Source organism: Kitasatospora sp. NPDC059408 (genome assembly GCF_042751525.1).
In the GTDB taxonomy this organism is placed as follows: domain Bacteria; phylum Actinomycetota; class Actinomycetes; order Streptomycetales; family Streptomycetaceae; genus Kitasatospora.
In genome coordinates this window covers 55,372-66,686 of sequence record NZ_JBHYWI010000040.1, presented here as the reverse complement: position 1 = coordinate 66,686, position 11,315 = coordinate 55,372, and the positions used below count along the sequence as shown (strand labels likewise).

At 73.8% G+C, this 11,315-nt stretch carries 12 protein-coding genes; 3 read left to right on the top strand and 9 right to left on the bottom strand.

The window, feature by feature from the left end; genetic code table 11:
* Positions 1-144: 144 nt before the first annotated feature.
* Genes ACFXDE_RS25415 through ACFXDE_RS25400 form a run of 4 tightly spaced genes read right to left on the bottom strand, consistent with a single transcriptional unit; the run spans position 145 to position 4,435 of the window.
* Entirely contained in the window at positions 145-1,119 is a 975-nt protein-coding gene (locus ACFXDE_RS25415; RefSeq protein ID WP_380445930.1) for an alpha-ketoacid dehydrogenase subunit beta, read from the bottom strand.
* Entirely contained in the window at positions 1,110-2,222 is a 1,113-nt protein-coding gene (pdhA, locus tag ACFXDE_RS25410; protein ID WP_380497060.1) for a pyruvate dehydrogenase (acetyl-transferring) E1 component subunit alpha, read from the bottom strand. The genes ACFXDE_RS25415 and pdhA overlap by 10 nt, the downstream gene beginning before the upstream one ends.
* Before the next feature lies 1 nt (position 2,223).
* Positions 2,224-3,963, bottom strand: coding sequence for a 2-isopropylmalate synthase (leuA, locus tag ACFXDE_RS25405; RefSeq protein WP_380497059.1), 1,740 nt, complete (start codon positions 3,961-3,963; stop codon positions 2,224-2,226).
* 4 nt (positions 3,964-3,967) lie between these two features.
* Positions 3,968-4,435, bottom strand: coding sequence for an anthrone oxygenase family protein (locus ACFXDE_RS25400; RefSeq protein WP_380445933.1), 468 nt, complete (start codon positions 4,433-4,435; stop codon positions 3,968-3,970).
* A 175-nt stretch (positions 4,436-4,610) separates the two neighbouring features.
* Between ACFXDE_RS25400 and ACFXDE_RS25395 the strand changes: the two genes are divergently transcribed.
* The 3 genes from ACFXDE_RS25395 to ACFXDE_RS25385 are packed head-to-tail and all read left to right on the top strand — an operon-like array spanning position 4,611 to position 7,765.
* Positions 4,611-5,612: a beta-ketoacyl-ACP synthase 3 gene (locus ACFXDE_RS25395; protein WP_380445934.1), complete on the top strand. Its 1,002-nt coding sequence runs from the start codon at positions 4,611-4,613 to the stop codon at positions 5,610-5,612.
* Positions 5,609-7,282, top strand: coding sequence for a methylmalonyl-CoA mutase (locus ACFXDE_RS25390; protein ID WP_380497058.1), 1,674 nt, complete (start codon positions 5,609-5,611; stop codon positions 7,280-7,282). Before ACFXDE_RS25395 ends, ACFXDE_RS25390 begins: the two co-directional genes overlap by 4 nt.
* A 36-nt stretch (positions 7,283-7,318) precedes the next feature.
* Complete coding sequence (locus tag ACFXDE_RS25385; RefSeq protein ID WP_380497057.1) at positions 7,319-7,765, top strand: cobalamin B12-binding domain-containing protein; 447 nt, start codon at positions 7,319-7,321, stop codon at positions 7,763-7,765.
* A 109-nt stretch (positions 7,766-7,874) separates the two neighbouring features.
* On the opposite strand, the gene ACFXDE_RS25380 is transcribed toward ACFXDE_RS25385, so the two are convergent.
* The 5 genes from ACFXDE_RS25380 to ACFXDE_RS25360 form a co-directional block, all read right to left on the bottom strand.
* Complete coding sequence (locus tag ACFXDE_RS25380) at positions 7,875-8,642, bottom strand: BTAD domain-containing putative transcriptional regulator (RefSeq protein ID WP_380497056.1); 768 nt, start codon at positions 8,640-8,642, stop codon at positions 7,875-7,877.
* 105 nt (positions 8,643-8,747) lie between these two features.
* A complete protein-coding gene (locus tag ACFXDE_RS25375) occupies positions 8,748-10,061 on the bottom strand; it encodes an acyltransferase domain-containing protein (RefSeq protein WP_380497055.1) in 1,314 nt (437 codons plus the stop codon).
* A gap of 191 nt (positions 10,062-10,252) precedes the next feature.
* On the bottom strand, positions 10,253-10,474 hold the full coding sequence (locus ACFXDE_RS25370) for a hypothetical protein (protein WP_380497054.1): 222 nt from the start codon (positions 10,472-10,474) through the stop codon (positions 10,253-10,255).
* 192 nt (positions 10,475-10,666) lie between these two features.
* Positions 10,667-10,957, bottom strand: a complete 291-nt coding sequence (locus ACFXDE_RS25365) for an antibiotic biosynthesis monooxygenase family protein (RefSeq protein WP_380497053.1) — start codon at positions 10,955-10,957, stop codon at positions 10,667-10,669.
* Between the two features lie 38 nt (positions 10,958-10,995).
* A complete protein-coding gene (locus tag ACFXDE_RS25360) occupies positions 10,996-11,313 on the bottom strand; it encodes an antibiotic biosynthesis monooxygenase family protein (RefSeq protein ID WP_380445941.1) in 318 nt (105 codons plus the stop codon).
* Between the last annotated feature and the right edge of the window lie 2 nt (positions 11,314-11,315).

The following is an 11,315-nucleotide window of genomic DNA, read 5'->3' as shown; positions in this document are numbered from 1 at the left end:
GGGTTGGCGGCGGGGGGGGGGGGGGGGGGGTGGGACCCCCCCCCCCACAACCCGGCGGGGGGGGGCTCCAAATCCCCCCCCCCCCCCCCCCCGGGGGGGGCCGGGGCCGCCCGCCGGCCCCCACCTCGGCGCACGCGCGCTCGTTCAGTGCGACAGCGACTGCTCCACGCAGTCCATCACCCGCTCCAGGTCCGGCAGGTAGACGTCCTCCAGGCGGGACGGCGGGTACGGGGTGTCGAAGCCGGTCACCCGCAGTGCGGGCGCCTGGAGGGAGTAGAAGCACGCCTCGGTGATGCGGCAGGCGAGCTCGGCGGCCACGCCCAGCTGGCCGGGCGCCTCGTGGACGGTGACCAGCCGCCCGGTCCGCACCACCGAGTCCCGGACGGTGGGCACGTCCAGCGGCGAGAGCGAGCGCAGGTCGACCACCTCCAGGCTGCGGCCCTCCGCGGCGGCGGCCCCGGCGGCCTCCAGGCAGAGCCGGACCGTCGGCCCGTACCCCACGAGGGTGAGGTCGGTGCCCGGGCGGACCACCTCGGCCGAGTGGAGCGGCAGCGGCGCGCCGGCCGCCGGGTCGACCTCGCCCTTGTCCCAGTAGCGGCGCTTGGGCTCGAAGAAGATCACCGGGTCGTCGCAGGCCACCGCCTGCTGGATCATCCAGTACGCGTCGGCGGGCCGGGCGCAGGTGACCACCCGCAGCCCCGCGGTGTGGGCGAAGTACGCCTCCGGCGACTCGCTGTGGTGCTCCACCGCGCCGATCCCGCCGCCGAACGGGATCCGCACGACGACCGGCATGGCCACCCGGCCGCCGGTGCGGGCGCGGAGCTTGGCGAGCTGGGCCACGATCTGGTCGTACGCGGGATAGACGAAGCCGTCGAACTGGATCTCGCAGACCGGCCGGTAGCCGCGGAAGGCGAGGCCGATGGCGGTGCCGACGATCCCCGACTCGGCGAGCGGGGTGTCGATCACGCGGTCGCCGCCGAAGTCCTTGTGCAGCCCGTCGGTGATCCGGAAGACGCCGCCGAGGCGGCCGACGTCCTCGCCGAGCAGGACCACCCTGCGGTCGGCCTCCATGGCCTTGCGGAGGCCGGCGTTGAGGGCCTTGGCGAGGGTCAGCTCCATGTGCGGGTCCCTTCCGGTCCGTCCGTGAACTGGTCGAGGAACTCGGTGAGGCGGGCGCGCCCGGCGTCGATCAGCGGGTGCGGTCCGGCGTAGACGTGGTCGAACACGGCCGTCGGCCCGGGGTCGGGCAGGGCGCGGCACTCGGTGCGCAGCCGGACGGCCAGCCGGTCGGCCTCCTCGTCGAGGGCGGTGAAGAACGCGGGGTCGGCGAACCGCTCGTGCTCCAGGTAGGCCCGCAGGCGGGTGATCGGGTCCCGTGCGGCCCACTCGGCGACCTCGTCGGGGGAGCGGTAGCGGGTGGCGTCGTCGGAGGTGGTGTGCGGGGCCATCCGGTAGGTGACGGCCTCGATCAGCACCGGTCCCGAGCCGGACCTGGCGTGCTCCAGGGCCGCGTCGGTCACCGCGAGCGTGGCGAGCACGTCGTTGCCGTCCACCCGGACGCCGGGGAAGCCGTATCCGTGGGCGCGCCGGTACAGCGGGACGCGGGTCTGCCGGGAGAGCGGCTCGGAGATCGCCCAGTGGTTGTTCTGGCAGTAGAAGACCACCGGGGCGTCGAACACGGCCGCGTAGGTGAAGGCCTCGTGGACGTCGCCCTGGCTGGTCGCGCCGTCGCCGAAGCAGACCAGCACCGCGCCGTCGGCGCCGTCGAGCCGCAGGCCCATGCCGTAGCCGACGCCGTGCAGGGCGTGGCCGCCCACCACCACCTGGTAGTTGGCCATGCCGGCCCGGTACGGGTCCCAACTGCCGTGGGCGGTGCCGCGCCAGAACCCGAGGAGGTCGATCGGGGGGATGCCCCGGCACCAGGCGACGCCGTGCTCGCGGTAGCTGGAGAACACGAAGTCCTGCGGGCGCAGTGCCCGTCCGGCGCCGATCTGGGCGGCCTCCTGGCCGAGGAGCGAGGCCCACAGGCCGAGTTCGCCCTGGCGCTGGAGGACGGTGGCCTCGGTGTCGATCCGGCGCACCAGCACCATGTCGCGGTAGAGCGCCCGGTACTCCTCGGGGGTGAGGTCGAGCTCGTGGTCGGGGTGGGCGACCCGGCGGCCGGCCGGGTCGAGGAGCTGCACCGGATCGGGGTCGTGGGCGGGGAAGCGGCTGGTGAGCACGTCAGGCCTCCTGGCCGGGGGTGGCGGCGGCGGGGGTGGCGGCGCCGGCGCGGTTGACGGCGCTCACGGCGGCGGCGAGCGAGGCGCGGACGATCCCGGTGGCGATGCCCACGCCCCACACCGTCCGGCCGTGCAGGGCGCACTCCACGTACGCGACGGCGCGGGCGTTGCTGCCGGCGGCGAGCGCGTGTTCGCGGAAGTCGAGCACGTGGAGGTCCACGCCGATCCCGGCGAGCGCGTCGGCGAAGGCGTCGATCGGCCCGTTGCCGGTGCCGTGCAGCCGGTGGATCGCGCCGTCGAGGCGGACGGCCGCGGTGAGCGTGTCGCGGCCGTCGTCGCCGGTGGCGGTGTCGTGGCTGAGCAGGGCCAGCGGTGCGCGCTCGGTGAGGTACTCGGCGCGGAAGAGCCGCCAGATCTCCTCGGGCGCGACCTCGCCGCCGAGGTCGTCGGTGCGGGCCTGGACGGCCTTGGCGAACTCGATCTGAAGGCGGCGCGGCAGGTCGAGCCCGTGCCCGGTCCGCAGCACGTAGGCGACCCCGCCCTTGCCGGACTGGGAGTTGACGCGGATCACGGCGTCGTAGCCGCGCCCGACGTCCCGGGGGTCGACGGGCAGGTAGGGCACGGCCCACGGGACCTCGTCCACCGGCCGGCCGAGCGCCTCGGCCTCGGCGGCCATCGCCTCGAAGCCCTTCTTGATGGCGTCCTGGTGGGAGCCGGAGAAGGAGGTGTAGACGAGGTCGCCCGCGTAGGGGTGGCGCGGGTGCACCTCCAACCGGGTGCAGTGCTCGGCGGTGCGGCGGACCGCGTCGATGTCGGAGAGGTCGACGCCGGGGTCGACGCCCTGGGTGTAGAGGTTCATGGCCAGGGTGACGAGGTCGACGTTGCCGGTGCGCTCGCCCTGGCCGAACAGGCAGCCCTCGACGCGGTCGGCGCCGGCCATGACGGCGAGCTCGGCGGCGGCGACGGCGGTGCCGCGGTCGTTGTGCGGGTGGACGGACAGGCAGATGTGCTGACGCCTCGTCAGGTTCCGGGACATCCACTCGATCCGGTCGGCGTAGTCGTTGGGCGTCGAACGCTCCACTGTCGCAGGGAGGTTGAGGATCAGCTCGCGCCCCTCGTCGGGCTGCCAGACGTCCGCCACCGCCTCGCAGACCTCCAGTGCGAACTCCGGCTCGGTGTCGGTGAAGATCTCCGGGCTGTACTCGTAGCCGAGTTCGGTCGCGTCGCCGAGCAGCTTTCCGGCGTGTTCGAGGACCAGACGGGTGCCCTGCTCGGCGATCGCCCGGCACTGGTCGCGGTCGACGCCGAAGACCACCCGGCGGAAGAGCGGCGCGGTCGCGTTGTAGAGGTGCACGGTCGCGCGCCGGGCGCCGGCCAGCGACTCGACGGTCCGCCCGATGAGGTCGTCCCGCGCCTGGGTGAGCACCGAGACGGTCACGTGGTCGGGGATGGCGTCCTGCTCGATGATCGAGCGGACGAAGTCGAAGTCGGCCTGCCCGGAGGCCGGGAAGCCGACCTCGATCTCCCGGTAGCCCAGCGCGACCAGGAGGTCGAACATCCGGCGCTTGCGGGCCGGTGACATCGGGTCGATCAGCGCCTGGTTGCCGTCGCGCAGATCGGTGGAGAGCCAGCGCGGCGCCCGGGTGATCCGGCGCGAGGGCCAGGTGCGGTCGGGCAGGTCCAGCGGGACGGCGGGCCGGTAGCGGCCGAGCGCGAGGGAGCGGCGGTAGCGGGATTCCATCGGTTCAGGCCCCCCAGGTGACCGCGACCGCGTTGCCCACGAGGGCGACCATGGCCAGCGCCGTCCGCAGGTGGTGCCAGTCCCGCCACAGCGGCCGCGGATCGCGCCAGCCCTCCGGCACGGCACCCGACTCGACCAGCTTGACCTGGCGGTTGATCGGCACGTTGCAGGCCCGGGAGACCACCGCCACGCCGGCCAGCGCGAGGCCGGCCAGAACGGTGAGCACCCGGATCCAGGCCCGGTCGGCCGTGCCGCCCAGCGCGAAGTCGGCCAGCCCCGCGGAGATCACGATGATCGGCATGGTGGGGTCGTAGTGGCGCCCCAGCAGCTTGTGGATCTCCACGTACCGGTCGACGGAGAGCGCCATGGCCGTGGGGATGACACTGATGGCCACGGCGAAGAAGACCCCGGAGACGATGCCGCTGCCCAGCAGGGCCACCAGCCCCAGACCGTGGTTGACCAGGTCGTTCACGTTCGTGCCTCCTCGCGGCTCGCGGGCTCTTGCCGCTCACCTTGGCAAGGCGCGCTCGGGCCGTCCTAGAAGGACCCTGAACGGTCCCGGCCGCTTCAGACGTGCTCGATGCACCGTGGAGGGCCACCGGCGACGATCCCTCCACGGATGGCTGTGCCGAGAGGAGCTGAGTGGTGTGTTGAGGGCGGGAGGCCGGGCCGGGCCGAGGTACGGCCGGATCATCGGGGTCGGCGACTACCGGCCGCGCCGGGTGGTGGACAACCGGGAGGTGTGCGAGGCGATCGACTCGACCGAGGAGTGGATCGAGTCGCGCTCCGGCATCCGGCTGCGCCGCTTCGCCGAACCGGAGGAGACGCTCGCGGTGATGGGCGCGGCGGCGGCCGCGAAGGCGATCGCCGCGGCCGGCGTGGACCCGCGCGACATCGGCCTCGTCATCGCGGCGAGCACGACCAACCTGGTCTCGCTGCCGCCGCTCGCGGTGGACGTCGCGACCCGGGCCGGCGCGGTCGGCGCGGCCGCCTTCGACCTCAACGCGGCCTGCGCCGGCTTCTGCTACGCGATCGAGACCGCCGCGGCGATGATCAGGACCGGCACCGCCGACCACGCCCTGGTGGTCGGCGTGGAGCGGCTGACCGACCTGGTCGACCCGGCGGACCGGCAGATCGCCTTCCTGCTGGCCGACGGGGCCGGCGCGGTCGTGCTCGGCCCGTCCGCCGAACCGGGCGTCGGCCCGGTGGTCTGGGGCGCCGACGGGCGGCAGCTGGACGCCGTCGTGATGAGCGGCTCCTGGGGCGACCGCCTGCGCGACCCGGCCGCGCCGGTGCCGGTCATGCGGATGGACGGCCGCCGGGTCTTCCGCTGGGTGGTGGACGAGATGGTGGCCGTCGCCCGCAGGGCGGTGGCCGAGGCCGGGATCACCTTCGCGGACCTGGCCGCCTTCGTCCCGCACCAGGCGAACATGCGGATCACCGACGTGCTGGTCGGCGAACTCGGGCTGCCCGGCCACGTGGTGGTGGCCGACGACATCGAGACGGCCGGCAACACCAGCTCGGCCTCCATCCCGCTGGCGATCGAGCGGCTGCTCACCACCGGCCGGGTCGAGTCCGGCTCGCTCGCGCTGCTGATCGGCTTCGGGGCCGGACTCACCTTCGCCGCGCAGGTGGTGAGACTGCCGTGACGGAACCCGCGTCCACCGGACCTGCGTCCACCGGACCTGCGTCCACCGGACCTGCGTCCACCGGACCCGCTTCCACCGGACCCGACGTCGCCGAACCGGTCCTCACCGAGTCCGGGCTGCCGGTCAAGCCCTGCTACGGCCCCGGGGACCTGCCCGGCGAGCGCGCCGCCGAGCTGCCGGGCCGGGCTCCGTTCACCCGTGGCACCCGGGCCGGGATGTACCGTGAACGGCCATGGGCGGTACGCCAGTTGGCCGGGTACAGCACCGCGGACCACACCAACCGGCGGCTGCGCATGCTGCTGGACTCCGGGGCCACCGCGGTCAACACCGTCTTCGACTTCCCGACCAACCGCGGCTACGACAGCGACGAGCCGATCGCGCGTGCGGACGCCGGCCAGGGCGGCGTCGCGATCGACGGGGTCGAGGACATGCTCGCCCTGTACGAGGGGATCCCGCTCGACCGGGTGAGCGTCTCGCTGGTGCTCTCGCACCCGGTCGCGGCCGGGGCGGTGCTCGCGTTCTACCTCGCCGCCGCCGAGCGGCGCGGGTACGCCTTCGCCGACCTGCGCGGCACGCTGCAGAACGACTTCATGATGGAGACGGTGGTGCTCACCGCGCCCAGCGTGCTGGAGCCTGCCTTCTCCTTCCGACTGTCCACCGACGTCGTGGAGTTCTGCCTCCGGCAGGTGCCGCGCTGGAACGCGATCAGCTACACCGGCTACAACTACCGCGAGGCCGGCGCCGACGCGGTGCACGAGGTCGCGCTGGTCGTGGCCCACGCCGTCGCGACGGCCGAGGAGATGGTCCGCCGGGGCCACCCCGTGGACTCCTTCGCCGGCCGGCTCACCGCCTTCTTCAGCGCGGACAGCGACTTCTTCGAGGAGGTCGCCAAGTACCGTGCCGCCCGCCGGGTCTACGCCCGGGTCTTCGAGGAGCGGCTGAAGGCGGCGGACCCCCGCAGCCTGATGCTCCGCTACCACGTCCAGACCGCAGGCTCCGCACTGACGGCACGTCAGCCGCTCAACAACATCACCCGGGCCGCGTACCAGGCCCTCGCGGCGGTGCTGGGCGGCGCGCAGTCGCTGCACGTCAGCGCCTACGACGAGGCGCTGTGCATCCCCTCGGAACAGGCGGCGCTCACCGCGCTGCACACGCAGTTGATCCTGCGCCACGAGACGGGCGTCGACCGGACCGCCGATCCGCTGGCGGGCAGCTACTACGTCGAGCACCTGACCGACGAGATCGAGCGCCGGGTGGGCGTCCTCCTGGACCGGATCGACGCGATGGGCGGCCTGGTCGCGGCCGTCGACCAGGGCTGGGTGCACAAGCAGCTGGCCGGCCGGGCGTACGACCGGCAGCTGGAGCTCGACGAGGGCAGCCGGACCGTCGTCGGCGTCAACCGGTTCCGGGACGACGAGGAGCCGCTGCGGATCGAACCGTTCCGGGTGCCGGCCACCATCGAGGCGCAGCGGCGCCGCCTGGCCCGCGTGCGGGCGGCCCGGGACGCGGCGCGGGTGCGCCTGGCGCTGGAGGAGGTGCGCGCGGCGGCCGTCGGCGGCCGCAACACCATGCCGGGCCTGCTCGACGCGGCGCGGGCCGGGGCGACGCTCGGCGAGTGCTGCGAGGTCTTCCGCAGCCTGCACGGCGGCTGGCACCAGCCGCTCATCTGACCGGACTTCGGCTCGACTCAAGAGGAGGAATCGTCGATGGAGCGCATCCGTGTGGTGATGGCCAAACCCGGCCTCGACTCGCATTTCCGCGGCGTCATGGTGGTCAGCCGCCACCTGGTGCAGCACGGGATGGAAGTGGTGTACCTCGGCAACCAGCTGCCGGAGCAGATCGTGCAGGCCGTGCTGGCGGAGGACGCCGACGTGCTCGGGCTGTCCAGCCTCTCCGGGAACCACCTCGCGCTGGTGCCACCGGTGCTGGAGGGGCTGTCCGAGCTGGGCCTGGAGGACGTGCTGGTGCTCCTGGGTGGGATCGTCCCGGCCGAGGACGCCGACGAGCTGCGGGCCCAGGGGGTGGGTGAGGTCTTCGGGCCCGGCACCGACCTGGCCTCGATCGTGCGGGTGATCCGCGAGCACGTCGCGGGCCGTGACGCTGCCTCCGTCGCGGGCCGTGACGCTGCGCTCGCCGTGGGGCGGAGGCCGTAGCGGCCCGGACCGACCCGTGGACGGGAACCGGCCGGCCGGGGCTCCGGCGGAGTGCCCTGGCCGGTCGCCGACCGCCGTCGGCCGATCAGCGCATCAACATGACGTTACGTCAGAAGGTCGGCTGCAAAGTGCTGTTGAGAATGTCCTGCTGGGCGCGCTGCATCGCCAGGCCGGGTTCGAGGCCCAGCTCGTCGCGCAGCCGCCGGCGGTAGGACTGGTACACGTCGAGCGCCTCGCCCTGCCGGGACGAGGAGTGGAGCGCCATCATGAGGCGGCTGTGGAACCACTCGTGCAGCGGGTGGGCCACCACGAGCGTCTTGAGCTCGGAGACCAGCTCGCGGTGCAGGCCGAGCCGCAGGTCCGCGTCTATCCGCATCTCCAGGGCGTTCATCCGTTCCTCCTCCAGGAAGGTCGCGTGGCACTGCAGGACCGGCCCGCACACGACGCCGCCGAAGACCGGCCCCTGCCACAGGTCGAGCGCCTGGTGGAGCACCTCGGACGCCCGCTCCGGCCGGTTCGTCTCCAGCGCGTGCCGGCCCTCGCGCACCAGGGCCTGGAAGCGCACCAGGTCGAGGTGGTCGGGATCGGCGGACAGGACGTAGCCGGAGGGCTCGGTCCGCGTCCGGATGATGCTCTCGCGGTCGCGGCCGTCGCTCCCGAACGACTTGCGGAGCTGGTAGATGTAGGTCTGCAGGGTGGCGGTCGCACTGGTCGGCGGATTGTCCTGCCAGAGTTCCTCGGCCAGCGTTTCGGCCAGCACCAGCTTGTTGGCTCTCAGCAGCAGGGTGGCCAACACCCTTCGGAGTTTCGGGGCACTGGGCGTCCGGTCGATTTCACCGTCCCGGGCGGCGAGGGTCCCGAGTACCGAATAATCCATTGCTCCCCCTGTTTTCATGTGGTGAGGGTTTTGGTTTTCCCGGGAAATCCGGGGACTCCGGGGGAATTCGGGGGAATCCCCTCGGAGCCGGGACCAGGACGCGTTTCAGTTCGGCGCGGTCCGGTCCAGCTGGTGGCCTTCCACCCAGATCCGGGCCGCGGCCCGGAGGGCGGCCTCGCGGTCGGCCCGCCCGTTCCGGGAGCCGTCGCCGCCGGGGCGGGCGGGAAGCAGGCCGACGGCCGCGCTGCGGCCGGCGGTCACGGCGGGGTGGCGCAGCGCGAGCGCGGTCAGGGCCTGGCCGGGGCCGGCCTCGACCAGCAGCAGGCGGTGGTCGGCGAGCAGGCGGTCCAGGGCCGGGCCGAAGAGCACCGGATCCGACATCTGCCGGGCCCAGAAGCGCGGACGGAGCGCCTCGTGGGGGCGGACCGGGGCGGCGGTCGCGGAGGAGTACACCGGCAGCTCGGGCGGCCGCAGGGCGACCGCGGCGAAGGCCGGTTCGAAGAGCTCGGCGGCGGGCACGGCGTGCGGGGTGTGGAAGGGCTGGCGGATCCTCGTCCGGCGGGCCACGAAGCCGGCCAGCCGCAGGTCGCGCTCCAGTGCCGCCAGTGCCGCCGTCGGGGCGCCGAGGGCGGTCTGGCGGGGGCCGTTGACGACCGCGACGCTCACGTCGCCCACGGCGAACGGGGCGAGCTCGCGCGCCGAGGCGGCGACCGTGACCAGCCCGCCGGGGACCACCGGCGCGTACGTGTGGGAGCGGGCGGCCATCAGCCGGGCGCCGTCGCGCGGCCGGAGCACCCCGGCGACGGTCGCGGCCACCAGCTCGCCCACGCTGTGGCCGAGCACGGCCGCGGGCCGCAGGCCCCAGCCGGCCAGCATCCGGGCGAGCGCGTGCCCCACCGCGTACAGCAGCGGCTGGCCGAGCTCCCCCTCGTCGATCCGGCGTTCGGGGTCCTCGGCCAGCCAGGCCTCGCGCAGCATCGGGCCGGTGGGGCCGACGGCGGCGAAGAAGTCGTCCATCGCGGCGCTGAACGCGGCGTCGTGGCCGTAGAGCCCGGCACCCATCCGGGGGTGCTGCGAGCCGTGGCCGGGGAAGAGCAGGCCGACCGGCCGGGGCGGCTGCCGGCGGGTGTCCCGGCGCAGCGCGCGGTCCGTCCGCAGGAGCTCGGCGGCCTCCCGGACGGAGGAGGCCACGAGTGCTCCGCGCACCGCCCGGTGGGCGGGCGGGATGTCGGCGAGGCGCCGGGCCGCGTCGTCGGCGATCCCGTCGATCCTGCCCGGGCCGTCGGGGCCGTCGGGGCTGTCGGGGCCGTCCGGGGCGGCGGCTGCCAGCCGGTCGGCGAGTTCGGTCCGCGCCGTTTCCTCCGCCCGTTCGTCGGCTCCGGCCCAGGCGATGATTCGAGGCTCTGCGAGGTCGGACATCGGTGCTCCTTCGGCGGCCGCTGGGCTCGGCAGCAGACAATTCCACCGCCTGCTCGTGCATGTCCAGTGCTGTGCTGGCCGAATCCAAATGTTCGGCGGATTTTTCCGGATTCGTTTTCCGCGGCCGCGGGCCGCCGGAATTCCTACTCGCGGGTTCGCCCGCGGTTTTGCCCGCGGGTGTCCGTGCGCGGTCAGCGGAGCCGTTCCACGAGCTCTTCCCACAACCGCTTTTCGGCCCGGCTGAGCCGGCCGTCCGGCGGCCGCCGGGCGGTACCGTCCGGCGGCGGGGAGAGGTGCCCGCCCGGGTCGAACGGGCCGTACAGGCCGCCCGTGATGCGCAGGGCCAGGGCGAGCGTGCGGACCGCCGCCGAGGCGAGGCGCCTGGCCCGGCACCCGTCGGCCGGTGGAGACATGGCACTTCCCTTCGACGGCGGCGCGGTGGAGGGGAACGGGTGTCCGGGCGGCCGGCGCGCAACAGTGTCCGGTGCACAACGGCGTACGGCGCACAACGGCGTACGGCGCGCAACGGTGTCCGACGCGCAACGGCGTACGGCACCGCGGACGGGGAGGGTCCGCGGTGCCGGTGGGCGCCCGGTGACGGGCCCTCAGTAGGCGGCCCGGACGGTGTACATATCCCAGGGACGGGAGCGCGCGGCGTCCTGGTACGGGCGCAGCGGCGAGGTCTGGCCCTTGTGGTCGGGCCCCTCGTCCCAGCGCTTGAAGGCCTCGGCGCTCTCCCACTCGCTCATCACGGCGAACGCGCCGTCGTCGATCAGCGAGCGGAGGAGCTCGTTGCCGAGCAGGCCGGGGGTGCCGGCCAGGTCGCCGCTGATCCGGTGGTAGGCCTCCTCGATCGCCGACTCCTGCTCACCGGAGGGGACTTGGCAGAAGAGCATGATCCTCACCCGTCCCGTGGTCGGCGTCCGGCCGGTGGTCACCGCTTCTCCAGGGCGTGCAGGACCGTGGTGGTCCACATGGCGCCGCCGGACCGGAACGGGTGCAGCCGCTTGCGGTGGTCCAGGTGCTGGTCGCTCGACTCGAACTCCCGGAACCTCGGCTCGTCCACCCAGTCGCTGACGATGAAGTAGAGGCCGTCCTCCTCCTCGCTGCGCATCAGCCACTGGCCGAGGTTGGCGGGGTGGTCGGTCACGGTGGACCCGATCTCCAGCCAGGTGCGCTCGAAGTCCTGCTCCAGCTCGGGCTTGATCTCGGCGCGCAGCAGCACCCGGAAGACCTTGGATCGCTCGGCCACGG